Annotated in this window: 21 protein-coding genes; 10 read left to right on the top strand and 11 right to left on the bottom strand. The window is 68.7% G+C overall.

What is annotated here, in order from left to right; genetic code table 11:
* Positions 1 to 24 precede the first annotated feature (24 nt).
* The 3 genes from A6E15_RS04080 to A6E15_RS04070 all read left to right on the top strand — a co-directional run bounded on the left by A6E15_RS04080 (position 25) and on the right by A6E15_RS04070 (position 2,937).
* Complete coding sequence (locus tag A6E15_RS04080) at positions 25 to 927, top strand: redoxin domain-containing protein (RefSeq protein ID WP_084177335.1); 903 nt, start codon at positions 25 to 27, stop codon at positions 925 to 927.
* 60 nt (positions 928 to 987) lie between these two features.
* The gene (locus A6E15_RS04075) at positions 988 to 1,311 is read left to right on the top strand and encodes a nuclear transport factor 2 family protein (RefSeq protein WP_076143923.1); all 324 of its coding nucleotides are present in this window, start codon (positions 988 to 990) and stop codon (positions 1,309 to 1,311) included.
* A 93-nt stretch (positions 1,312 to 1,404) separates the two neighbouring features.
* Complete coding sequence (locus tag A6E15_RS04070; protein WP_076143921.1) at positions 1,405 to 2,937, top strand: stage II sporulation protein M; 1,533 nt, start codon at positions 1,405 to 1,407, stop codon at positions 2,935 to 2,937.
* A gap of 36 nt (positions 2,938 to 2,973) precedes the next feature.
* Here A6E15_RS04070 and A6E15_RS04065 read toward each other — a convergent pair whose 3' ends face one another.
* Positions 2,974 to 4,347 (bottom strand): MFS transporter, encoded by a 1,374-nt coding sequence (locus A6E15_RS04065; RefSeq protein ID WP_076143918.1) that lies wholly within the window; start codon positions 4,345 to 4,347, stop codon positions 2,974 to 2,976.
* Positions 4,348 to 4,494: 147 nt separating this feature from the next.
* On the opposite strand from A6E15_RS04065, the gene A6E15_RS04060 reads away from it, so the two are divergent.
* Positions 4,495 to 5,184 (top strand): DUF502 domain-containing protein, encoded by a 690-nt coding sequence (locus tag A6E15_RS04060; protein WP_076143915.1) that lies wholly within the window; start codon positions 4,495 to 4,497, stop codon positions 5,182 to 5,184.
* A 403-nt stretch (positions 5,185 to 5,587) separates the two neighbouring features.
* On the opposite strand, the gene A6E15_RS04055 is transcribed toward A6E15_RS04060, so the two are convergent.
* The 6 genes from A6E15_RS04055 to A6E15_RS04030 all read right to left on the bottom strand — a co-directional run bounded on the left by A6E15_RS04055 (position 5,588) and on the right by A6E15_RS04030 (position 10,534).
* Positions 5,588 to 6,526, bottom strand: a complete 939-nt coding sequence (locus A6E15_RS04055; RefSeq protein ID WP_076143913.1) for a branched-chain amino acid transaminase — start codon at positions 6,524 to 6,526, stop codon at positions 5,588 to 5,590.
* Between the two features lie 114 nt (positions 6,527 to 6,640).
* The gene (gene ribB, locus A6E15_RS04050) at positions 6,641 to 7,348 is read right to left on the bottom strand and encodes a 3,4-dihydroxy-2-butanone-4-phosphate synthase (protein WP_076143911.1); all 708 of its coding nucleotides are present in this window, start codon (positions 7,346 to 7,348) and stop codon (positions 6,641 to 6,643) included.
* Positions 7,345 to 8,052, bottom strand: a complete 708-nt coding sequence (locus tag A6E15_RS04045) for a DUF120 domain-containing protein (protein WP_076143908.1) — start codon at positions 8,050 to 8,052, stop codon at positions 7,345 to 7,347. The genes ribB and A6E15_RS04045 overlap by 4 nt, the downstream gene beginning before the upstream one ends.
* A 144-nt stretch (positions 8,053 to 8,196) precedes the next feature.
* Positions 8,197 to 9,000 (bottom strand): DICT sensory domain-containing protein, encoded by an 804-nt coding sequence (locus tag A6E15_RS04040; protein WP_076143905.1) that lies wholly within the window; start codon positions 8,998 to 9,000, stop codon positions 8,197 to 8,199.
* 104 nt (positions 9,001 to 9,104) lie between these two features.
* Entirely contained in the window at positions 9,105 to 10,139 is a 1,035-nt protein-coding gene (gene twy1, locus A6E15_RS04035; RefSeq protein ID WP_076143903.1) for a 4-demethylwyosine synthase TYW1, read from the bottom strand.
* A 59-nt stretch (positions 10,140 to 10,198) separates the two neighbouring features.
* Positions 10,199 to 10,534 (bottom strand): hypothetical protein, encoded by a 336-nt coding sequence (locus A6E15_RS04030; protein ID WP_076143900.1) that lies wholly within the window; start codon positions 10,532 to 10,534, stop codon positions 10,199 to 10,201.
* A 137-nt stretch (positions 10,535 to 10,671) separates the two neighbouring features.
* On the opposite strand from A6E15_RS04030, the gene A6E15_RS04025 reads away from it, so the two are divergent.
* Both A6E15_RS04025 and A6E15_RS04020 read left to right on the top strand, forming a co-directional pair.
* The gene (locus tag A6E15_RS04025) at positions 10,672 to 11,034 is read left to right on the top strand and encodes a hypothetical protein (RefSeq protein WP_076143898.1); all 363 of its coding nucleotides are present in this window, start codon (positions 10,672 to 10,674) and stop codon (positions 11,032 to 11,034) included.
* A 26-nt stretch (positions 11,035 to 11,060) separates the two neighbouring features.
* Positions 11,061 to 12,062, top strand: coding sequence for a prolipoprotein diacylglyceryl transferase (locus A6E15_RS04020; protein WP_076143896.1), 1,002 nt, complete (start codon positions 11,061 to 11,063; stop codon positions 12,060 to 12,062).
* A gap of 39 nt (positions 12,063 to 12,101) precedes the next feature.
* On the opposite strand, the gene A6E15_RS04015 is transcribed toward A6E15_RS04020, so the two are convergent.
* From A6E15_RS04015 to glpK, 3 genes are all read right to left on the bottom strand, one after another.
* The gene (locus tag A6E15_RS04015) at positions 12,102 to 12,782 is read right to left on the bottom strand and encodes an HAD-IIB family hydrolase (protein WP_076143894.1); all 681 of its coding nucleotides are present in this window, start codon (positions 12,780 to 12,782) and stop codon (positions 12,102 to 12,104) included.
* 137 nt (positions 12,783 to 12,919) lie between these two features.
* Entirely contained in the window at positions 12,920 to 13,993 is a 1,074-nt protein-coding gene (locus A6E15_RS04010) for a hypothetical protein (RefSeq protein ID WP_076143892.1), read from the bottom strand.
* 2 nt (positions 13,994 to 13,995) lie between these two features.
* Positions 13,996 to 15,537 (bottom strand): glycerol kinase GlpK, encoded by a 1,542-nt coding sequence (glpK, locus tag A6E15_RS04005; RefSeq protein ID WP_076143890.1) that lies wholly within the window; start codon positions 15,535 to 15,537, stop codon positions 13,996 to 13,998.
* Positions 15,538 to 15,777: 240 nt separating this feature from the next.
* Between glpK and glpA the strand changes: the two genes are divergently transcribed.
* Genes glpA through A6E15_RS03985 form a run of 4 tightly spaced genes read left to right on the top strand, consistent with a single transcriptional unit; the run spans position 15,778 to position 21,336 of the window.
* Positions 15,778 to 17,478: an anaerobic glycerol-3-phosphate dehydrogenase subunit GlpA gene (gene glpA / locus A6E15_RS04000; protein ID WP_076143888.1), complete on the top strand. Its 1,701-nt coding sequence runs from the start codon at positions 15,778 to 15,780 to the stop codon at positions 17,476 to 17,478.
* Positions 17,479 to 18,783, top strand: coding sequence for a glycerol-3-phosphate dehydrogenase subunit GlpB (gene glpB / locus A6E15_RS03995; RefSeq protein ID WP_076143886.1), 1,305 nt, complete (start codon positions 17,479 to 17,481; stop codon positions 18,781 to 18,783). It begins immediately after the preceding gene.
* Positions 18,784 to 18,823: 40 nt separating this feature from the next.
* Positions 18,824 to 20,173 carry an anaerobic glycerol-3-phosphate dehydrogenase subunit C gene (locus A6E15_RS03990; RefSeq protein ID WP_076143884.1) on the top strand — a complete coding sequence of 450 codons (1,350 nt, stop codon included), beginning with the start codon at positions 18,824 to 18,826 and terminating at the stop codon, positions 20,171 to 20,173.
* Entirely contained in the window at positions 20,173 to 21,336 is a 1,164-nt protein-coding gene (locus tag A6E15_RS03985) for a Cdc6/Cdc18 family protein (protein ID WP_076143881.1), read from the top strand. The genes A6E15_RS03990 and A6E15_RS03985 overlap by 1 nt, the downstream gene beginning before the upstream one ends.
* A 76-nt stretch (positions 21,337 to 21,412) precedes the next feature.
* Here A6E15_RS03985 and A6E15_RS03980 read toward each other — a convergent pair whose 3' ends face one another.
* Positions 21,413 to 22,366: a DUF368 domain-containing protein gene (locus A6E15_RS03980; RefSeq protein WP_076143879.1), complete on the bottom strand. Its 954-nt coding sequence runs from the start codon at positions 22,364 to 22,366 to the stop codon at positions 21,413 to 21,415.
* Positions 22,367 to 22,393 lie beyond the last annotated feature (27 nt).

The raw sequence follows: 22,393 nt of genomic DNA, 5'->3' as shown, positions 1-22,393 counted from the left end.
GCAGTCGTGGATCCAACGAGTGATATGCTCGAGACGGGGGCAACCGCACCGACGTTCGACGGGCCCGCAGCGGTCGACGACGAGATCCGCCACGTCACGTTCGACGAGGTGACCGCCGACAGCGGTGTCGTCCTGCTGGTGTTCTATCCGGCAGATTTCAGCCCGAGCTGTACCGAGGAACTCTGTTCGCTCCGCGATCTGGACCTGTTCGGGCTCCAGAACGACGTTTCGATCGTCGGGGTTTCGACCGACTCGGCGTTCAGCCATCGGGCGTTCGCGGACCAGTACGACCTCGATTTCCCGCTCGTGTCGGACAGCGACGGCTCGATCGCGGCGACCTACGGCGTCCGCTCGGACGACCAGTACGGCCACCGGCAGGCGGCCAAACGCGCCGTGTTCGTCCTCGACGGGGAACGGACGGTCCACTTCGCCTGGTCGAGCGACGACCCGCAACGACAGCCGCCTCTGGCGGAGATCCGCGAGACGATCGAGACGATCTCCGACGACGACGCGGCCGTCGAGCGCTACCGGATCGCAAACACCCACTACCGCGAGGGCGTGACGGAGTACGAGCGGGGCCGCGAGGCGTTCGCGGCCGAGGACTGGGTGACGGCGGCGGCCGCCTTCGACGTAGCGGTCGAGCCGCTTACCGACGCGCTCGAGGCGTTCGACGCCGCCAGACGGTACGCGGACGACGAGTCAGTGGCCCGGATCGCGGAACGGGCGAACGAACAGGCGACGGATCGGCGCAACGCCGCGAAGTGGTACGCGAGCGCGGCGGACCACTACGGCCGCGGCGACGAGGCGACCGGCGACGATTACCGGGCGGACGCCGACCCCGTTCACACCGCCGTTACCGACCGCAAGGAGCCGCCCAGGCCCGAGACCCTCCCCGAGACTGTCGACGAGGAATCCGACGACGATTGATCCCACGCTGAGGGGATCGGAGAGTCCCACGCTTTTGTCGGCTGCGACGAAACGTCGCGTATGAACTCCGCCACGCTCGTCAGGCGCTACTACGACGCGCTGGACGACCACGACTACGAGGCGCTCGAGTCGATCCTCGACCCCGAGTTCGTCCAGCGCCGCCCCGACCGCACCTTCGACGACCGGGCGGCGTTCGTCGCGTTCATGCGCGACGAGCGGCCGAACCCGGACACCGGCCACGAACTCGCGGCCGTGATCGTCGACGGCGACCGCGTCGCGGTGCGAGGCCGCGTCGTCGACGACGGTGCGACGCTCTTCGAATTCGCGGACGTCTTCGAACTCGCGGACGAGCGGATCGTCCGCCTCGAGACGTATTCCCGATAACGAGAGCCGACCGGACGGCGGACCCTCGAGCCGCCGGCTCTCCTCAACCGACGAGAACGATCATTTAACTGAGACGCCCTCCAAACGAGGGCTATGTCCCTGTCCGACTACGTCGCCGCCGTCGTCGCCGTTCTCCGTCGCCGGCCGGGCGATCTCCTGCCGGCTTATCTCGTCGGCGCGTCGATCCCCGCGATCGTCCGCACCGTCCCGTTTCTGGCCGTCGCCGTCGCATACCTCTTTCTCGCGACGACCGGCCGCCTCGAGATGATCCGGACCCAGCTGGCCGACCTCGAGCAACCGCCGACCGACCCTAACGCCGACCCCGAGCAGTTCGAAGCGTGGGCGTCCGGCCTCGAACCCGTCGTCGACCAACTCCTCGCACCGCCGCTGCTCGCGCTCGCCGCGGTAACCGTCCTCCTGAGTATCGCGCTGTTCGCGCTCGCGTCGGCCGCCGTCGCTGCGGGCCAACTCGCGGGCTGTTACGGACGCCTCCGGGACGAGCGCGGGCTCGTGGCCGCGCTCGCCGGCGCTCGTCGGTACTGGCCGCGCTTTCTCGGCCTGTTCGTCCTCGAGGTACTGTGCTGGGCGGCCGTCCTCGTCGCCGTCGGTATCGTGACCGCGGTGGTCGCCGGCGGCGTCTCGCTTCTGGGCGAGGTGGGTCTGCTGGCCGTCCCGGTCGTGTTGCTGGCCGTCGGCGTCGCGATGATCGCGCTCATCGCGATCCGTGCCGTGTTCGCGTTCGCTCCAGTCGCGGTCGTCGTCGACGACGCGGGCGTGTTCGGCTCGCTGCGGCACGCAGCCGGCTTCGTCCGCAGGCAGCCGGTCGACGCCGGCTTCTACTACGTCATGGCCGTCGGAGCGCTCCTCGCGCTCTCGACGGTCTCCGGGCTGCTCTCGCTCGTCGACGTCGTCGCGCTGGGCTCGCTGGCCACGTCGCTCGTTCTCTTTCCGGCACTCGATCTGCTGAAAACGGCCGTCTACTGTGGCTATCGCGGCCGGCTCGAGCCCCCCGCGTCGCCGACCCGCTCGCTCCGGGGGCAGTTCGGGGCCGGCCTGGGACGGGGCTGGTCGTCGCTGACCGGGTTCGTCCGCTCGCATCCGGGCACCCACGCGCTGGTCGTCGTCCTCGCCGGGCTGAGTTTCTGGGCCGGCTGGCTCGTCGCCGACCCCTACGCCGGCACCGTCGAGACCTCGATCGCCGCCCGCCTCGAGGGACATTTCCCGCCCGCAGCAGCCGTCGAACTGTTCGGCAACAACTGGCTGGTCGCGCTCTCGACGGCCTACGGCGGGCTCGCGCTCGCCGTCCCGGCAGTCGTCTCGCTGTTGTTCAACGGTCTGTTTATCGGAGCGATCGCCCGCCTCGAGGCCGATCCCACGCAACTGGCCGCGTTCGTGGCCCCCCACGGAATCGTCGAGATTCCGGCGATACTCGTCGCGGCGGCGCTCGGGCTCTCCGTCGGGGCGGCCGGGTGGCGGACCCTCCGGGGACGGGCCGGCCGAGTCGAGTTAGCGGACACCCTCGAGCGAGCGTTCTGGATCTTGATCGGGATCGGGATGGTACTTGCCGTCGCGGCGCTGATCGAGGGGTTCGTCAGCCCGTACTACTACCGCCCGTTCCTGCCGTAGAAACCGTTTATGGGGTTCTTGCGTTCGGTAGTTCGCTCACCGATAGGCCTCGAATTCCTCGCCGAACAGGAGGAAATAGCCCGCCCCGACCACTCCGATCGCGGTCGCGACGGTGAAGGCGACGACCGGGTCGCCGGGGAACAGTTCGACACCGGTCAAGGGGTTGGAAATGCCGTCCCAGAGCAGACCGCCCAGCGCGGCGCTGGGGATCACGATCAGGTTCCGAAGCAGGTAGTACGCGCCCGTAACCCGGCCGCCGGTACCCCGTTCGGCGGGGCCGACGATCAGCGCCTTGTGAGCCGGCAGCCCGGCGAATCTGAGCCCGGAGAAGGCGAAGAGAACGGCGAGGACGGCCGCGTCCGGGGGCGCGTTGATCAGCAGGATCGGGAAGACCGCGTAGACCACGAACCCGAGTGCGACGACCGGCTTGAGCCCGACGCGTTCGGCTGCTTTCGCGACCGGAACCATCGTCAGCAGGGCGACGAGCATCTCGAGCCCCAGCAACACCCCGAAGTACGACTGCGGCGAGAGCTCGAGCGTGCCCACCGCCGGCAGCGACACCGTGAGCCCGACCTCGAGAAAGCGCGTGACGACGATGACGAAGAAGACGTAGACCATTCCGTTTGCGAAGCGGACGAGCGTGTCTGCAACTAGCAGCGGGCGCAGTTCCGCGGGCAGCGCCCGGAGGTCGGCGAGCAACTGCGTGACGCCCTCGAACTCCGAACCGATGTCGTCGCCAGCGGGGTCGTAGAGCCGGTGCTGGACCAGCGTTCCAAGCGCACCGAAGACGACCGCGGCGACCAGGATCAACTGGAAGGCGGTGACGACGCCGCCGTCGCTCGAGCCGAACGGGTAGAAGAGCGCGGCGGCCAGCAGCGGGCCGACGAGAAAGGCCGTCCGGCGGAACGTCTCGGTGCTGGCGAAGCCGGCCGCCAGCCGCGACGGGGGAACGGCTTGCTTGACGATAGCGAACGTCGCCCCGAGCCCGAAGGACTTCCAGGCCTGCGCGAGGACGAGCCCGAGAAAGACCGCGACGACCGCAAGCGAGGTCGGGCCGACCGAGACGTCCGCCAGCGCCGGGGCGACGAGCCAGACGCCGAACCCGACCGTCGAACACAGCCCGAAGGCAGTCAACGCCGCCCGCGAGCCGATCCGGTCCGAGACCGCGCCGCCGGGGTAGGGATACACCGCGCTGATCACGTTCCCGAACGAGCCGAACAGCCCCACGACCAGCCCCGAGGCCCCGAGCGCGTACAGGTACTCGCCCATGTACCGACTCGTCATCTGAAACCCCAGACTGAACGCGAACATCGCCACCGAGAGGACCAACACGTCCCGCTCGAGCGAGACGAACTGTCGGAACGGATCGAGCGGGTCGGCCCCCTCGGACGACTCCTTCTCGAGGCTCATGCCTCTCGATGGTCGGGCTACTGGCTTGAAATTTGTCCGTGACGCCGGCGTCGCCGGCTCGGACTGCCGGCACGGAACAGTCGCGTTCGACTGACAGTATCGACCGAAGGGAAGGGCTCATTAGCACGCAGTGTGAGATAGGGGATAATGGCTTCGTGGAAGCGGGACTTCGCGAGCGGGCTGATCGTTCTCGGCCCGATATTGGTCACGCTCTATGCGCTCTACTGGCTCTACGGACTCGTCGCCGGACTGACGCCCGGGCTCATTCTCGACGCGGCCGCGCTCGAGGCGTTTATCCCCGGCGACGGTCAACAGGCGGTCCAGACCCGCGAGCAGATCGCCCAGTTCCTCCGCGTCGTCGTCGCGCTGACCGTCTTCGTCATTCTGACGTTCTCGGTCGGCTATCTCATGCGGACGACCGTCGGCGGACTCGTCGAACGACTCGTCGACAACATCGCGAACCGCGTGCCGGTGATGCGGGTGGTCTACAACGCCTCGAAGATGGCCGCCGAGACGGCCTTCGGCGAGCAGGAATCGCTGCAGAAGCCGGTCAAGATCGAGACTTGGGAGGGGCTCCGGATGACCGCCTTCAAGACCGGCAAGGTGACCGACGACGGGCGCGAGGTGCTGTTTTTGCCGACGTCGCCAAACATCACGACCGGCTACGTCGTCGAGGTCGAGTCCGACGAGATCACCGAACTCGAGGAAGACGTCGAGGACGCCCTGACGCGGGTCCTCAGCGCCGGCTTCGGCGACGCGAACCACCGGGGGATGGACGCCGGCATCTCGATCGACGTCATCGACGAGACGGGGCGGACCGGATCCAACGACGACTAAGCGACGAAGTTTTACTCTGCGTGCGCGCCTGCGGCGCACCCTCGGGAAAATCTTCAAAAGAGCGCGAGGCGCTCTTTTGGACCTCGCGGGATCTTCGATCCCGCTCAGCTTCGATGAAAAGCGCTTCTCCTTCCGTTCCGCTCACTCGACTCGCGGCTTACGCCGCTCGTCTATACGCGGCGCTTCGCGCCGCGCTTTCGTTCGCTCCACGTCAGTCGTCGGCCCGCTCGTTCGCGCCTGCGGCGCTCACTCGCGGTCGGTGAGGGGAGCCGCCTGCCCTCCCCCGAGTCGCGCGCCTCTCGCATCTGCTCGAGGCGCGCTCCCGGCCACGAGAATCAGTTTCTCGAAGTAAAACGCCCCCTCCAAAACAGATGAGAACCGATCTAAACCGACTCGAGCGCCGCTATTCGACGTCGACGAACTCGAACCACTCGTCGTACTCTTCGGGACCCTGCTCGACGATGTCGAAGAACTGCTGTTGGATCTCCTCGGTGACGGGGCCGCGGGAGCCGTTCCCGACGACGACGTTGTCGACCTTCCGGATCGGCGTAACTTCGGCGGCCGAGCCGGTGAAGAACAGTTCGTCGGCGGTGTTGAGTTCGCCCCGCGAGATCGAGACGTTGTCGTGGACGGTGTAGCCGAGTTCCTCGGCGATCCGAATGACCGCATCGCGGGTGATCCCGTCGAGGATCGACTCCGAGAGGCCGGGCGTGTAGATCTCGTCGTCGCGCACGAGGAAGACGTTCTCGCCGGGGCCTTCGGCGACGTTGCCCTCCTTGTTGAGGACGATCGCCTCCGCGTAGCCGTTCCGGCGGGCCTCCTCGCCCGCGAGCATGCTGTTGACGTACAGGCCCGTGGTCTTGGCGTTGGTCGGGATCTGGCTCGAGGCGTGTTTCCGCCACGAGGAGATCATCACGTCGATGCCGTTCTCGAGGGCGTCCTCGCCGAGGTAGGCACCCCACGGCCAGGCGGCGATGGCGGTGCGGGTCGGACAGTCCTTCGGACTGACTCCCAGCGAGTTGTAGCCGTAGAAGGCGACCGGGCGGATGTAACACGACCGCAGCTCCTGGCGCTGGATGAGTTCCTTCGTCGCCGCGGTGAGTTCCTCTTTCGTGTACTCGATGTCCATCTCGTAGGGCTTGGCGGACTGGAAGAGCCGATCGAGGTGTTCCTCCCAGCGAAAGAGCGCCGGCCCGTTCGCGGTGTCGTAACAGCGCGCGCCCTCGAAGACGCCGCTGCCGTAGTGGAGCCCGTGCGTGAGAACGTGGATCTGCGCGTCGTCCCAGTCGACGAACTCGCCGTCCATCCAGATCGTGTCGACGTCCATCTCGTCGAATCCCATGATCGAGAATGTTACAAGCCACCGTACTAAGTGTTCGTGGTTCCGCTCGAGACTCCCGCTGTCGTCGACTCCAGACGGCGCTGCTATAGATGGGGACGAAATCGGCGAAGAGCCCTACCGACAGCGCTCGAGGATCTCGCTGCCCTCGAGATACGCGAAGCCGTGGCGGTCGGCGTAGGTGCGGGCGTCGGCCGGCGAGAGCGCGTCCCCGGTCTCGTCGTCGAGCATCTCGCAGACGACGACGGCGGGCGCGAGGTCCGCGGTGTCGGCCAGTGCGAGCCCGAGTTCGGTGTGGCCCTCGCGCTGGGAGAGCAGGTCCGGCGCACCCTTCAGCAGGTGGACGTGGCCGGGGACGCGGAACTCGTCGGCGAACTCGACCGTCTCGGGGGTGGCGGCGGCCGCGCCCAACTCCCGGATGGTCGTCGAGCGGTCGTCGTCGGTGATCCCGGTGTAGGTGTCGCGGTGGTTGACCGTCAGCGAGAACGACGACCGGTCGTCGTAGCCGAGTTCGTGGTCGGCCGTCGCGGGGTGTTCGACCGCGTCCGAATAGAACGGGAGGTCGAACGCCTCGGCGATCTCGTAGCCCAGCGCGACGCAGATCAGTCCGCCGGCGTCGTTGCGCAGTCGGGCCACGGCCTCGGGAGTGACGGCGTCGGCGTGGTAGATCAGGTCCGTCTCGCCCTCGCGGTCGGCCGCGTCGTGGACGAGGATCGGCTCACCCGCTCGAAGCGACTCGAGGGCGTGATCGAACGCATCAGCAGCCGGCCCGGCACCCGCACCGCTGTCGGCGTTCGATCGGGGACCGGCGTGGTGGCCGGTCATTCGCGATCACCCACCGAGACGGTGACGTGATCGCCGTCCTCGAGGTCGAGTTCGTCGCGCAGCTTGGCGGGGGCGATCACCTCGAGCTGGTCGTCGTCGTGGTGGGTGCGTTCGGGGGCGATGGTGTAGGCCTCGTCGTAGGTCTCGCCGTCGGCGGTCTCGATCGTCGCGGGGTAACAGACGGCGGGGCCGTAGGTCCGGTCGTCGGACTCCCAGCCGTCGATCGGGACGGGTTCGAGGGAGGCCATCGCGCTTCGCCGGCGGACGCTGTCCTCGCGCAGGTCGACGTTGAGGGTCCCGGGGAACGGCTCGTAGCCGAGCCGGTCCTCGAACTGGCGCTGGTAGCCCGGCAGGGAGATGTAGTGTCGGCCCTCGCCCATCCCGCTCGTGATGGTCCCCTCGAGCGAGATCTGTGAGTCCGTCTCGAAGATCCGCCGGTAGTCCTCGTACTCGGCGTGGAGGGCTCGCTCGCCGTCGTCGGTGATCGCGACCCACTGGCCGTCGCTGACGGTGTCGCGCTCGAGCAGGTCGGCGCTCTCGAGTCGCTGGAGGCGTCGCGAGGCGGTCTGGTTCGAGGCGTCGAGCCGATCGGCGAGGCGAGAACAGGAGATCTTGACGTCGCCCTCGATCCCGCCCTCGAGCGCGAGGAGTTTGAGCACGGCGAGTTCGTCGTGCCCGACGGCGGACGCAGTGCGTACTGACATACCCGTCCTTATTGCCCATGCCGGTAAAAGCATACCGAATGTGGCATGCGTAACGAAACTGTGACGGTGTTCACGATCGTTTATCGCGTACTCCGGAATTGGTGACCGGACGGAAAAACCCACCGCCTCCCGTGATCGGTCGGGCTACAGCTCCCGCGCGACGTAGTCCTCGATCCGTGCGACGCGGTCGGGTTCGGTCGTCCAGACGGCGTCCCAGACGCGGGGTTCGGTCTCGAGACAGACGAGTGCGGTGCCGACGGCGTCGGGTGCCGTACGATCGTCGGGGTCGTAGATGACGAACCAGCCGTCCCGATACTCCGGCCCCGTCCCGGTGTGAATCGTCGTACCCAGTTCGGGCGGGCAGCCGTCGTCGATCCCGTAGACGTGAACGTCGACGTCGGTTTCGGCGAGTTTCGCGTAGGTCTCGTAGGTCCCGATCTCGTCGTCGATGCGCGAGAGCCGCTGGAACGCGCTGTATAACGTGCCGCGGCCGGCCGCCCAGGCCCGCTGTTCGATGTACCGCGAGACGACGATCAACAGGAGCTTCTCCTTGTGCGCGAGCGGATACCCACGCAGCCGGAGCCGGGTCCCTTCCAGCCCCGCCAGCACGTCGGGGAACTCGATCTCGCCCACGCCGCGCGCTCCGGTGACGAACAGGTCGGAGTTGATCGCGAGGATCGCGTCGTACAGCTCGTCCATCGGGGAGGCCGCGATCGGCTCGCCGTCCTCGAGCAACACGGCCGTATCGCCCGCGGCCGCGAGTGCGTCGTCGATCTCGGGGGCGAGATCGGTACCGATGGCACTGGCTTCAGTCCGCTCGACGCCGATCTGCTGGTCGGGAAACGCCTCGGCGAGCATGTCCTCGAACGGCCCCCCAGTGTCGTCTGCGACGACCGCAATCGTCCGATCGGGCGAACCCGTGTTATCGATGAACGATCGAAGGGTCACTATCGAAGGTTGATCTGTCCGGTACCTAAGTGTTATCGCCATCGCGAGCGCGGTGCTGGTCTCGATCGGGAGCGATCGGGCGACGGTCGGCGCGGCGGCTCCGGTCAGTCGCCGACGACCGGATCGCGCTCCCAGAACTCGCTGCCTTTCTTCAGTTTCGGAACCCACGTGTCGCCGGTCTTGGCGAGCAAGGCGACGCGGGAGGCCGGGACCTGCTTCAGCTCGTCGAACTCCGGCATGTGTTCGCCCACCTGCTCGGCGAATTGCACGACGTCTTCGTGGTCGGGCATCGCCGAGCGGTCGAGTCGGCCCTGCGAGTGGCCGACGTGCATGTACGCCTTCAGTTCGATGAAGTCCGGATCGGCCTGCTGGTAGAACCCCGCGTACCAGTCCGGATGGTGCATGTTCTCGCCCCCGACGAGCGTCGTCCGGAGGACGGTCCGGGTCTCGTCCTTCTCGGCGAGGACCTCCATCGTCTCGAGCAGCCGTTCCCAGGCGTCGTCCTCCATCGCGCCGACGACCTGATCGAAGGTGTGGCGTTCGGGCGCGTCGACGCTGACGTACAGCTGCGTCGGGTCACACTCCCGAAGCACTTCGGGACGAGTGCCGTTCGAGACGAGGAAGGTGGTGATATCGCGGTCGTGGAAGGCCTCGATGAGTTCGGGCAGGTAGGGGTAGAGCGTTGGCTCGCCGTCGAGCGAGATGGCGACGTGGCGCGGTTCCATGGCTTGTTCGAACACCTCGCGGGGGACCTCGTCGTTGCCGCCGAAGCCCGAGAGCAACTTCTTCTGAAGCCGGATCGAGGCGTCGACGACCGCCTCGGGGTCGTCCCACGCGACGTCGTCCATCTCGTAGGCGTGGCCCTGGTGGTCGCGCCAGCAGAAGACGCAGCGTTCGTTGCACTTGACCACCGGCGTCATCTGGATGCAACGGTGGGACTCGATGCCGTAGAAGATGTTTTTGTAACACTTCCCCTCGCCGCGGACGGCGTTGGCCGTCCAGCCGCAGGTCTGGGCGGCCGTGTGGTTCTCGCTGTGGTAGTCCGGGCTCGAGACCTGTGCCGGTCCGCCGTCGTCACCGTCCCCGTCGTCGGCGTCGACGCTCGCACCGTCGGCCCCGGGAGTCGCGGAGTCGCTCATGTTGGCGGTCGTTGGACGGGACCCGTCAAAAGGTGTGTGGTGTCGGGGGCGATCGGCGGCTACTCCTCGTCGGGGCGGTCGTTCGCGGTGTCCCCGCCCGGGCCGTCCGGCAGCGCGTGCGGATCGGCGGGCTCGTCGCCGTGTTTCACGTCGTCGCGCTCGAAGAGGTACAGCGCCGGGCCCGCGATCACCATCACGAGCAGGCCGGGGATCGGCACGTCCGGCGGTCCGAGGTACGTGACCAGCCCACCCCCGCAGGTGACGGCCACGAACCCCGCCCACAGCGCCGGTCGCGAGATCTCGAGGCGGTTCGCGTCCCGGTAGACGACGACCGCGGACGCGAGGACGATCGCGAACCCGACGGCGGCGACGACGACCGCCTGCAGCGAAACCATACCTGAACTTACGACAAGGTGGCCAAAAGCGTTCTGAGACCCGTTTCGCGGAGCCACCGTCGCGTCGCCCGTCGGTCGGCCGCCGGCTTCCGTACGAAAGCCGCGCGCTCTTTCGCCGTCCGATCCAACCGACGACCATGATCGGGGCCTACACCATCGGCAAGAAAGCGGTCACGTTCGGCTACAAACGCTACGGAGTCCCGGGAGCGATCGCCTCCGGCGGCGCGGCGCTCGCGGGCTATCTCGTCGTCCGCCGGGCGTTGAAATCCTCGACGAGCGACGGCAGCGTCGACTCGGCGATCGACGCGGGCGAGATCCAGTCGGCGGTCGAGGAACAGGGACTGAGCGCGGTGACCGGGACGGGGACCCTCGACCGGGCGATCGACGAGGAAGCAATCGGCTCGACGGTCGACGTGGACGACGTCCAGTCGTCGGCCGCGGACGAGACCGACGAGTTCGCCGAGGGGGCGGGCGAGGGCGACTCGAGCGACGAGAACTGAACTGCGCGGACGCGGATCGGATCACCATGAGCCAGCGAAACACCACCGAGACCGACGAGGAGCCGGCGGACGAACGACGCGTCGCGGGGATCGACCGCGACTCCCTCACCGGAGTGCTGCGAACCGTCCGGGACGGCGTTCGGTCGGGGATGCCGGCGGGCGTCGCCGGCCTCGCGAGCCTCCTGAGCGGCGTCCGGGCGCTGCGACGCGGCGACCGCGGACACGCCTACCTGCGGCTCGGCGCGGGCGGACTCCTCCTCGCGATCGCGCTCGACCAGCGCCGGGCGGCCCGCGATCGGACCGGCGTCGAACCGACGGACGTCGTCAGCACGACGCCCGATATCGGGCGTCTCGAGGGGCGGGAGCGAGACGCCGGCAGCGAGGTCGCCGGGACGTCGATCGACATCGGGGACGCGGCCTCGAGCCCCGAACGCAGTAGCGACGCGGACGCGGCGGACGTCGATGAAACCGACGTCGTCGAGTCCGGCCCCGACGCGGAGCGCCTCGCCGACGCCGCGAGCGGGGCGACCACTGCGGACGAGCCCGAACGCGCCGACGACGCCGAGAGCGAACCGGACGCCGCCGACGACGCCGAGAGCGAACCGGACGCCGCCGACGACGCCGAACCCGAATCCTACGAGCAACTGGGTGCGGCGGCGTTCGACGAACACAGCAGCGAGGTGCCGGTCCCGCAGGCGGCGTTCGACCGGACGATCCTGTCGCTCGGCTCGGAGGTCTTCTGGGGGATCCGCGAGGCCGACGACGCCGTCGTCGTCTCCGGACAGTTCGATCCGATTCGGGACGGCGACGGGATCCGGTACGTCGCCAGTTCCGAGGTCGACGGCGAGCGGTCGCTGACGGTCCCCGACGCCGTGTTGAACCACTGGGACGCGGTCGCCGGCGGCGGGCTGGCGGTCGGCTCCGGGGACGACCTCGTCTTCCTCACGACCGACACGCTGGGTGCGGACGACCAGATCCGGGTCGTCCCGGAGCAGTGGCTCGAGGACGCCCTCGAGGGCGGCGAGTAACGATCGACGGCCGCGGCGCGGTCCCGCCTCCGACGGCGGCTACGACCCGCGGACCCGCTCGAGGACCGCGAGCGTCCCGTCGGCGTGAACGCCGTCTAGGACCTCGTCGGCGGCCGCTTTCGCCAGTTCGTCGGCGTTGCCGACGGCGAAGCTCCGGCCGACGGCCTCGAACGTCGAGACGTCGTTGACGGAGTCGCCGACGGCCACGCAGTCGGCGAGGTCGATCCCGACGCGGTCGGCGATCGTCTCGAGTCCCTCGCCCTTGTTCGGATCGGTGTCCTTGACGTGGTAGGCGTAGCCGGTGTCGATCACCTCGAGACCGTGGTCGGCGGCGATCTCGCGCAGGGGCTCGAGCGGCTGTTCCAAGTTGATCGCGATCTCGGTCTCGCGCCAGCGGTTGACGGTGTCTTCCTCCCCCCAGCCCAGGTCGTAACCGGCGGCGCGGTACTCCGTGGCGACGGCTCGAGCGGCCTCGCAGTCGGCGGTGAAGAACACGTCGTCGCCGGTGTAGACGACGCCGCCGTTCTCGGCGACGACGAGTTCCGGAATCCCGACGAAGTGACAGAGGGCGACGGGGTAGGGAAAGGCCTTCCCGGTGGCGATGACGACGGGCGCGTCCCACTGGCGGATCGCATCGAAGACGCGGGGATCGATGCCCCACCCTTCCGGGCGGGTCAGCGTGCCGTCGATGTCCAGCACCAGCGGCGGATCGGCGGTCATATCGAGGAATGAGCGAGCCGTCCCCTAAAGCGGTCGGATCGGTGGGACCGTCCGCCCCAACGGCGACTCGCGTATCGTCGTCCGTATTCGAACGTGATTGAGACGACGCTCCTCTGGAAGACGAACGCCCCGGCCGTTCAGAGAGCGAGATAGCCCGCGTTGGGGAGCAATCCGGCCAGATGGAGGACGCCGATGACGAGCATCAACGCCGCGATGGCCATCGCGGGCGGGTCGACGTGGGTCCCCGAGTGCGAGTAGAACACCCGCTGGGACAGTTCGCCGACGAGGGCGCTGATCGCGCCGAACGCGCCGGCGACGAGCAACACGACCGGGTCGCTGCCGACGGCCGACGCCGCGATCACCGCGCCGGTCGATCCCAGCAGCGTGATGTGGTGGGTGACCGGAATCTTCTCCACGCCGAGGTTCAGGAAGAGCAGGCTCATCGCCGAAATCGCGTAGCCCATGAAGACGCTCCCGGTCTCGAGCCAGATGTAGCCCCCGAGCAGCCCGCCGACGATCCCGATGGCGGTCACGCCTGTCCACTCGTACTGGTGGGGGAGCCAGGGCTCGGTCGCCAGCCGGTCGGTCTCGGCGCCGCCGTCGGCGGCCACGCGCTTCTCCTCGCGCTCGAACGGCGACATGTCGAGGACGCTCGAGCCGCCGACCCGGCCCACGATCGGGTACCCGAACGCGAGTCGGGCGAGGAAGGCCGTCGCGACGACCGACAGCGCGATGTTGTCGGTCGGGAAGCCGAGCTCGCCCATGACTCGGGTGATGAGCATCCCGATCGCGCCGAAGACGGCCCCGACCGCGAGGATGTCCGGTTTCGTGCCGAACGCGTAGAGGATGTCCTTGCCGAAGTGGTAATCCCAGTCGTCGGGCTCCATCTCGGGGTGGGCCCGACCGGCGTAGGCCGTCGCGGCGACGCCGCCGGCGAAGGCGATGTGGGGGCCGGTGACAGCCCCGAAACCGATCGTCCCGGTGACGCCGGTCGCGATGTCACCGGCGGGAACGCCCTCGAGGCCGCCGAGTTCGCCCTCGAGAACGGCCAGCCCCTCGCCGAGGAAGACGACGAAGCCGGTGAAGACGAACGCGGGGAGGGCACCGAGGGCCGCGCCGAACGCGCCGCCGGCGAGGGCGGCGAGCAGGAGGACGGCGAAGGCCTCGAGTTCCATGCCGACGACGGGGACGGTAACGAGCGGCTGGAGCATCGTTACTCCTCCTCATCACGCGCCCAGTCGCGCGAGCGCTCGACGGCGTCGTTCCAGCGTTCGTATCGGCGGTCCGCGCGGTCGGGGTCCATCTCGGGCTCGAACTCGGCGTCGACCTGCCAGTTGCTCCGCAGCTCGTCGGGGTCGTCCCAGTAGCCGACGGCGAGGCCGGCCGCGTAGGCCGAGCCAAGCGCCGTCGTCTCGTCGACGACGGGGCGGACGATCTCCGAGCCGATGATGTCCGACTGGAGCTGACAGAGGAAGTTGTTCTTGACCGCGCCGCCGTCGACTTTCAGCGAGGTCATCTCGATCCCCGAGTCGGCCTCCATCGCCTCGGCGACGTCGCGGGTCTGGTAGGCGATCGACTCGAGGGTCGCGCGAACGACGTGTCCCTTGCGGGTGCCGCGGGTCATGCCGACGATGGTGCCGCGGGCGCGCTGGTCCCAGTGGGGCGCGCCGAGTCCCGTAAACGCGGGGACGACGTAGACGCCGTCGGTCGAGTCGACGCTGCGGGCGAGTTCCGCCGTCTCGGCGGGGTCCTCGATCAGCGTCATGTCCTCGAGCCACTCGATGGCCGCGCCGGTGACGAAGATCGACCCCTCGAGCGCGTACTGGACCGGTTCTCCCGAGCGCTGGAAGCCGATCGTCGTCAGCAGCCCGTGATCGCTCTCGACGGCCTCGTCGCCGGTATTCATCAGGAAGAAAGAGCCGGTGCCGTAGGTGTTCTTGGCGTCGCCGGCGTCGAAACAGGTCTGGCCGAACAGCGCGGCCTGCTGGTCGCCAAGCGCGCCCGCGACCGGCACCTCGGCCTCGAGGAACCCGTCGGGGTCGGTCGTGCCGTAGGTGTCGTCGTCGCTGGAGGGCCGGACCTCGGGCAACATCGCCTCGGGGATCGAGAACTCCGCTAAGAGGTCCTCGTCCCATTCGAGGTCGTGGATGTCGTACAACATGGTCCGCGAGGCGTTCGTGACCTCGGTGACGTGGTTCCCGGTCAGGTTGTAGATCAGCCACGTGTCGATCGTCCCGAACAAAACGTCTCCCTTCTCCGCGCGGTCGCGGATGTCCTCGGGCCGAGCGCGCTCGAGTTTGATCGGATCGGCGTTGTCGAGCAGCCACTCGGCTTTCGTCGCCGAGAAGTAGGCGTCGGCCTCGAGGCCGGTCTTCTCCCGGATCGCCGCCACTTTCCCCTCCGCCTCGAGGGACTCGACGCGATCGGTGGTTCGCCGGTCCTGCCAGACGATGGCGTTGTGGACCGGTTTCCCGCTGTCGGCGTCCCAGAGAACCGTCGTCTCCCGCTGGTTGGTCACGCCGATGGCCGCGAGCTGGGACGGGGCGATCCCCGCCCGTCCGAGCGCTTGCTGGATCACGGCCGTGGTGTTCTCCCAGATCTCCATCGGGTCGTGTTCGACCCAGCCGGGCTCGGGATAGATCTGTTCGTGTGTCTCGTAGGCGTTCGCGACGACCTGACCCTCGTGATCGAACACGATGAACCGGGTTCCGGTCGTTCCCTGGTCGACCGCTCCGACGTACGTTGTGTCTGGCACTGGTAGTCACCTCGTATCGCCACGCGATTCGTTTACTGCCGGTCGCGTGATACCAGTAAACAACACCGACGACCATTATAAATGTTATCAACAGCCTCACGAACGATGGGTATGTTGGGGGCCGAGACGGCGAGTAGTCCGTCAGTCCGTCGTCGACGGCGACGTATCACGATTGAGTTACGAGCGTTAGGGTTGCGGCGATAAAATAAAGAGTGCCGTCGACGTAGGTCCGGTGAACGAATGGTACGGGACACCGAGGTTCTCGTCCTCGGCGGCGGCTCGACCGGCTGTGGGATCGCCCGCGATCTTGCGACCCGCGGTCTCGAAGTCACGCTCGTCGAACGGGGGACCCTCACGGACGGCACCACCGGTCGGATGCACGGCCTGTTACACAGCGGCGGCCGCTATGCCGTCTCCGATCGGGCCAGCGCGACCGAGTGTATCGAGGAGAACGAAACGCTCCGGGAGATCGCCGGTCACTGCGTCGAGGAGACCGGCGGCCTGTTCGTAAAACGGCCCGAGGACTCGGACGACTACTTCCGGGCAAAACTCGAGGGCTGTCGCGACTGCGGAATTCCGGCACGGGTCCTCTCGGGGCGAGAGGCCCGCGAGATCGAACCCTACCTCGCCGAGGACGTCGAGCGGGCGATCGAGGTGCCCGACGGGGCGGTCGACCCGTTCCGGCTCTGTGTCGCAAACGCCGTCGACGCCGAGGCCCACGGCGCGCGGATCGAGACCCACGCCGAGGTGATCGACCTCCTGCGCGAGGGCGACGACGTCTACGGGGTCGAGGTCCGCCACGGTGCCGGGCCCGGTAAGCGAAGCGACGCCGCGGCCGGGACCACCGAGGAGATCACCGCCGAGTACGTCGTCAACGCGACCGGCGCGTGGGCGGGCCAGATCGGCTCGATGGCCGACCTGGAAATCGAGGTCCGCCCCTCCAAGGGCGTCATGACCATCATGAACGTCCGGCAGGTCGACACCGTCATCAACCGCTGTCGGCCGAAAGGCGACGCGGACATCGTCGTCCCCCACGAGACGACCGCGATCCTGGGGACGACCGACGAGGAGGTCGCGGATCCGGACGACTACCCCGAGGAACGGTGGGAGGTCGAGGCGATGATCGACACGCTCTCGGAACTGGTTCCGATCCTCGCCGAATCGCGGACCATCCGCTCGTTCTGGGGCGTGCGCCCGCTCTACGAGCCGCCGGGGACCGACACGCAGGACCCGACCGACATCACGCGGGACTTCTTCCTGCTCGATCACGCCGACCGCGACGGCGTCGCCGGGATCTCGAGCATCGTCGGCGGCAAGTTCACCACCTACCGGGCGATGGCCGAGGAGATCGCCGACCACGTCTGTGCGAAACTGGGCGTCACGGCCTCGTGTTCGACCGCCGACGAACCCCTGCCCGGCAGCGAGAACCTCGAGCGGCTCGAGGCGGGGATGGACGACTTCGGGCTGCGCTCGCCGGTGGCCCGCCGGAGCAAGCAACGGCTGGGGAGCCGGGCGAGCGAGGTCCTCGAGACCGACGAGCCGAACCCGGTGATCTGCCAGTGCGAGGGCGTGACCCGCGCGGAGGTCCGCGACGCGATCGAGGGGTCGGGCGCGGACCTGAACGCGGTCCGCATCCGGACGCGGGCCTCGATGGGGAACTGTCAGGGCGGGTTCTGCTGTCAGAACGTGGCCCACGAACTCCACCCCCAGTACGACGAGGCGACGGTCCGGGCGGCGCTCGACGAGCTCTTCGCCGAGCGCTGGAAGGGGCAACGCCACGCCCTGTGGGGCGAACAGCTCTCGCAGGCGATGCTCAACTACGCCCTGCACGCGACGACGATGAACCGCGATCGGGATCCCGCGGACGCGACCGGGGACGTCGATTTCGCGGCGTTCGACGACGGCGGGGCTCGAGGGGCCGAGCCTCGGAGGGACGACTGAATGGCCATCGAAGACGACGTCCTCGTCGTCGGCGGCGGGCTGGCCGGCGCGACCGCCGCGCTGGCCGCGGTCGAGCGGGACGTTCGGGTCCGGCTCGTTTCCCACAAGCAGAGCACGCTCCGCCACGCCAGCGGCCTGATCGACGTGTTGGGCTATACGCCGGCGGGCGAGGGGCCGCTCTCGGACCCGTTTCCCGCCCTCGCGGACCTCCCCGAGGGCCACCCCTACGAGCGAGTCGGGGCCGAGGCGGTCCGCGACGCCCTCGCCTTCTTCGACGGGATCGCGGGCGACGCATACGCGGGCGCACACACCGACGCCAACGCGCTCGTCCCGACCCACGGCGGCACCGTCAAACCGACCGCGCGGTACCCGGCCGCGACCGCCGCCGGGCTGGCGAGCGACGACCGCGACGCCCTGCTCGTCGGCTTCGGGACGCTGCCGGACTTCGAGGCCCCGCTGGCGGCGGCCCACCTCGAGGGCGCGGGCGTCCCCTTCGCGGCCCGCGGGGTCACGGTCCGCTTTCCCGGCATCGAGCGCGACGACGCCAAAGTCACGCGCTACGCCCACCTGCTCGACCGCGACGAACGCGTCGAGACGGCGGCCGGCGAGTCCACCGCGCGAACGGCGCTGGCCGAGACGGTCCGTCCCCACCTCGAGGGCGAGTCCCGCGTCGGGTTCCCGGCGGTCCTCGGCGACGATCGGGCCGACGCGGTCAGGGCCGATCTCGCCGACCGGCTCGGCGTCGACGTCTTCGAGGTCCCGATGGGGCCGCCGAGCCTCCCCGGACTGCGCCTCGAGGACCTGCTGTTCGACGCGCTCTCGGACGCGGGCGTCCGCGTGACGACGGGGGTACCGGTCGTCGACTACGAGACCGGGGCCCACGGCGCGGGCTCGAGCGGCCCCGCGCGGATCGACCGCGTCACCGTCGACCGCAACGGGAGCGAGGTTCCCCACAGCGCGGACCAGTACGTCCTCGCGACCGGCGGACTCGTGGGGAAGGGCGTGGAGTCCGACCGCGAGCGCGTCTCGGAACCGGTCTTCGACTGTCACGTCCCCCACCCCGCCGACCGCTACGACTGGTTCGTCGACGACGTCTTCGGCGACCAGCCATACGCCCGCTTCGGCCTGCCGGTCGACCGCGACCTCCGCCCGCTCGACGCCGACGACGCCCTCGAGTTCGCGAACCTCCGTGCCGCGGGGGCGGTACTGGGCGGCCACGACTTCGCGGCCGAGAAGTCAGGCAGCGGCGTCTCGCTCGCGACGGGCTACGTCGCGGGCCGACGCGCCGCGGAGGGGTGTCGATGAGCGAGACGACGGCTTTCGGACGACCCATTCCGGTGATCCAATGAGCGACGCAGAACGACCGACCGACGACAGTGGCGACGAGTTCGAACCGATCGAGGTCTTTCCGGAGGCCGGGGAGACCGACCTCCGGCCGGGCGCGGACGACTGCTACAAGTGTTCGACCTGCGACACCGAGTGTCCGGTCGCCGAGGTCGACGACGAGTTCCCCGGTCCGAAGTTCCAGGGGCCCGAGCAGTGGCGGCTCAAACGGCAGGACGACCACGACATCGACGAGTCGGTGATGAAGTGTTCGAACTGCATGCGGTGTGATAGCGCCTGTCCCTCGGACGTGCCGCTCTCGCAGATGCACAACACCGCCCGCGCCGAGTACGTCGAGGAGAACGTGAGCAAGTTCTCCCGGGAGTACTGGCGCAATCGGATGCTCGCGAACTACCGCCGACTCGCCCCGCTGGGGGCCATGTTCCCCCGGACGGCGAACTTTGTCACGGGGCTGTCGGCGACCCGGTGGCTCGGCGAGAAACTGCTCGGAATAGCCGGCGAGCGGGAGTTGCCCGAGTTCGCGACCGAGACGTTCCGCGAGTGGTGGACGAAGCGAGGCGGCGCACGGGTCGAGAACTCCGACAAGCGCATCGCCTACTTCCACGGCTGCTACTCGAACTACAACACCCCCGAGGTCGCGAAGGCGCTCGTCCGCGTCTACGAACACTTCGGCTACGAGATCATGGTCCCCGAGCAGGACTGTTCGGGGACCCCGATGTTCGCCAACGGCATGCTCGAGGACGCCCGTCGCGCCGCCGAGACGAACGTCCGGGAACTCGCCGCGGCCATCGACGACGGGGCCGACGTCGTCGCCTCCTGTAGCTCGTGTTCGATGTCGCTGCGCCAGGAGTACCCCGAACTGTTCGACTTCGAGGACACCGAGGCCGTCGCCGAGAACACCTGGGACGCCGTCGAGTACCTGCGGGTCCACGAGGACCTCGAGACCGAACTCGAGGGGACGGCAGTCGGCGAGGAGTTCGACGACTTCGCCTACCACGCGCCGTGTCACGCCCGCAATCAGGGTCTGGACGGTCAGACGGTCGAACTGCTCGGCCTGATCGACGGCGTCGAGGCCCACGACGTCGGCGACTCCTGTTCGGGCATCTCCGGCACCTACGGCTGGAAGGCGGAGAACTACGAAACCTCCATGGCGATCGGGGCGGAGATGTTCGATCACATGGACGACGCGGACGCGACGGCGGGCCTGACGGAGTGTCCGACCTGCTCGATGCAGATGGAACACGGCACCGGCTACGAGATCACCCACACCCTCGAGGTGCTTGCGGCGGCGCTCGTCGGGGACGGGGCGGACGCGACAGGGGCGAACGCGACGGGGGCACGCGCGGAGTAATGGACCTGCAGGAACGGATCGCCAGACGGCGGTCGGCCCGAGAGGGGCGACGGCTCGTCGTCGATCGCAACGCGCTCAGTCCGGTCGTCCACCGGCCGGAGCCGATCGGCCGGGGCCCGGTCCTCGAGCAACTGCTGGACGCCCTCGAGCCGGTCTTCGACGGCGAGTTGCCGCCCCCGGTCGCCGTCGTCGGCCCCGCCGGCTCGGGCACGTCGGCGATCGTGACGGCGCTGTTCGACGCCATGGACGAGGGGTTCGGCGGCTCGAGCCGGGCGATCGAGACGACGACCCGCGGCGGCACCACCGGCCCGGCGACCTGGTTCGTCACCGTCGACGGCCGCCGGGTCGGGAGCCCCTTCGCGTTCTACCGGGCGGTGCTGTCCGGGCTCTCGAGCGAGCGGGTCCCCGAGAGCGGCGTCGGGACCGACGACTTGCGCGACCGACTCCGCAAGCGACTGCGCCGCGCCGATCGGCGGGCGGTCGTCGCCGTCGATCACCACGACGAACCCGAGGCGCTCGGGGCCGACCAGGGCCGGGAACTGCTCGCGCCCGTCGCCGATCGGGTCACCGTCGTCTCGGTCGGCGCATCCGAACCGGCCGATCACGAGGGACCGACCGTCACCGTCCCGGCCTACCGCGATCACGAACTCGTCGACGTGATCACCGATCGCGTCTCCACGGGGCTCGCCGCGGGCGCGCTCGATCACGACGCCGTCCGCGACCTCGCGGCCTGGGCCGACGGGAACGCCCACGACGCGCTGGCGGCGCTGTTCGGCGCGGCCGTCCTCGCCGTCGAGGACGACGCCGATCGGATCGAGCGGCCCCACCTCGAGCGGGCCCGTGCGGCCGTCCCCGACGACGGCGTCCACGTCGCTCGGGCGCTGGCGCTCTCGGAAACCCGCCAGCGGGTGCTGTCGGCGCTGGTCGCGCTCGAGCCGGACGACCGGCCGATCGACGAGATCGCGGCCGCCGTCGCCGATCGGTCGTCGCTGACCGCCGGGACGGTCGAACGGTTCCTGTACGAACTCGCCGACCGGGGCGTCGTCGAACGACTGCCCGTGACGGTAACGTCGAGCGGCAGCGGTCGCCGGCCGAGTACGGTCGAACCGCGGTTTCCGACGATCGCGTTCCGCGCGTTGACGACGGCCGACGGCGACGGCTGACCGGAACGCTACCGTCGCTGCTGAGACGGATCACGCTGCTCGCGACGCGGTCGTGCGATCGGAGAGACGAGATCTGTCAGTTGCTACTATCGCCGGCGGGGTCGTCGTACTCGAGTCCGGCGGTGTATCGGTTCGCCAGTAGGACGGCGACGACGCCGACGATCCCCGCCGCCACCGCAGTCGGCAGCGTCGCGGTCGGCTCCGGCCCGACGTTGGTCGCGATCTCGGTCGCCGGCAGGCGCAACGCCCCCACCATCAGACTCACCAGAACGGCAAGCGTCGCCGCCCGGTAGCGCTCGAGCGCGCGGCGGACGATATGTGCCATCGTAAACAGCCCGATCACCGTCCCGAGCAAGTACAGCGCGACGATGGTCCCCGACTCGACGACCGGCCCGGCGGCGCCGCCGCCAGCCAGCCCGAACAGGCCGTCGACGAACGCGGTCAGCGTCGCGGTCATGAACTCGTACTGGCCCAGTAACAACAGGAAAAAGGCCCCCGAGATCCCCGGTAGGATCATCGCACAGACCGCGATCGCACCCGCGAGGACGATCATCGCCGGCCCGTGTGAGACGCCGGCCGCCGTCACGCCGGTGATCGCGGCGGCGATCGCGATCCCCGCGATCGAGACGGCGATCCGACGGGCGGTCCAGCGATCGATCTCGCCGTACAACACGATCGCCGACGCGCCGATCAACCCGAAGAAAAAGCCATAAGTCGGCACCGGATACTCGGTTATCGCGGCGTGTAACACCCGCGACAGAACCACGATCGCCGTCGCGATCCCCAGTCCGAGCGCCGTCAGAAACCCGGCGTCGATCCGCTCGAGTTCGACTCGGAGGGCCGCTCGCTGGGCCGGCTCGTGGAGTCGCCACGTCGATCGAAATTTTCGGGGATCGATCGTCGTGATCGCCCGAATCAACCGATCGTAGATCCCGAGAATCAGCGCGATCGTCGCGCCCGACACACCGGGCACGACGTCGGCAGACCCCATGGAGAATCCCTTCAAGTAGACGGCGAAAAGCTCCCGCATCGTCGATGTTTGGAACGGATCTCGCAA

This window comes from Natrinema saccharevitans, assembly GCF_001953745.1.
GTDB lineage: Archaea > Halobacteriota > Halobacteria > Halobacteriales > Natrialbaceae > Natrinema > Natrinema saccharevitans.
Note: the sequence above shows the minus strand (reverse complement) of the source record. Positions and strands in the feature narration are given on the sequence as shown.

Bases quoted from the DNA above. Each gene is read 5' to 3' on its own strand.
- A6E15_RS04045 (WP_076143908.1), bottom strand. From the start codon at position 8,052: ATGTCAGTACGCACTGCGTCCGCCGTCGGGCACGACGAACTCGCCGTG.
- A6E15_RS04060 (WP_076143915.1), top strand. From the start codon at position 4,495: ATGGCTTCGTGGAAGCGGGACTTCGCGAGCGGGCTGATCGTTCTCGGC.
- A6E15_RS04020 (WP_076143896.1), top strand. From the start codon at position 11,061: ATGAGCCAGCGAAACACCACCGAGACCGACGAGGAGCCGGCGGACGAA.
- A6E15_RS04065 (WP_076143918.1), bottom strand. From the start codon at position 4,347: ATGAGCCTCGAGAAGGAGTCGTCCGAGGGGGCCGACCCGCTCGATCCG.
- A6E15_RS04010 (WP_076143892.1), bottom strand. From the start codon at position 13,993: ATGCTCCAGCCGCTCGTTACCGTCCCCGTCGTCGGCATGGAACTCGAG.
- A6E15_RS04075 (WP_076143923.1), top strand. From the start codon at position 988: ATGAACTCCGCCACGCTCGTCAGGCGCTACTACGACGCGCTGGACGAC.
- A6E15_RS04015 (WP_076143894.1), bottom strand. From the start codon at position 12,782: ATGACCGCCGATCCGCCGCTGGTGCTGGACATCGACGGCACGCTGACC.
- A6E15_RS03980 (WP_076143879.1), bottom strand. From the start codon at position 22,366: ATGCGGGAGCTTTTCGCCGTCTACTTGAAGGGATTCTCCATGGGGTCT.
- A6E15_RS04025 (WP_076143898.1), top strand. From the start codon at position 10,672: ATGATCGGGGCCTACACCATCGGCAAGAAAGCGGTCACGTTCGGCTAC.
- ribB (WP_076143911.1), bottom strand. From the start codon at position 7,348: ATGACCGGCCACCACGCCGGTCCCCGATCGAACGCCGACAGCGGTGCG.
- A6E15_RS04055 (WP_076143913.1), bottom strand. From the start codon at position 6,526: ATGGGATTCGACGAGATGGACGTCGACACGATCTGGATGGACGGCGAG.
- A6E15_RS04030 (WP_076143900.1), bottom strand. From the start codon at position 10,534: ATGGTTTCGCTGCAGGCGGTCGTCGTCGCCGCCGTCGGGTTCGCGATC.
- A6E15_RS04070 (WP_076143921.1), top strand. From the start codon at position 1,405: ATGTCCCTGTCCGACTACGTCGCCGCCGTCGTCGCCGTTCTCCGTCGC.
- glpB (WP_076143886.1), top strand. From the start codon at position 17,479: ATGGCCATCGAAGACGACGTCCTCGTCGTCGGCGGCGGGCTGGCCGGC.
- A6E15_RS03990 (WP_076143884.1), top strand. From the start codon at position 18,824: ATGAGCGACGCAGAACGACCGACCGACGACAGTGGCGACGAGTTCGAA.
- A6E15_RS04080 (WP_084177335.1), top strand. From the start codon at position 25: ATGCTCGAGACGGGGGCAACCGCACCGACGTTCGACGGGCCCGCAGCG.
- twy1 (WP_076143903.1), bottom strand. From the start codon at position 10,139: ATGAGCGACTCCGCGACTCCCGGGGCCGACGGTGCGAGCGTCGACGCC.
- glpA (WP_076143888.1), top strand. From the start codon at position 15,778: ATGGTACGGGACACCGAGGTTCTCGTCCTCGGCGGCGGCTCGACCGGC.
- A6E15_RS03985 (WP_076143881.1), top strand. From the start codon at position 20,173: ATGGACCTGCAGGAACGGATCGCCAGACGGCGGTCGGCCCGAGAGGGG.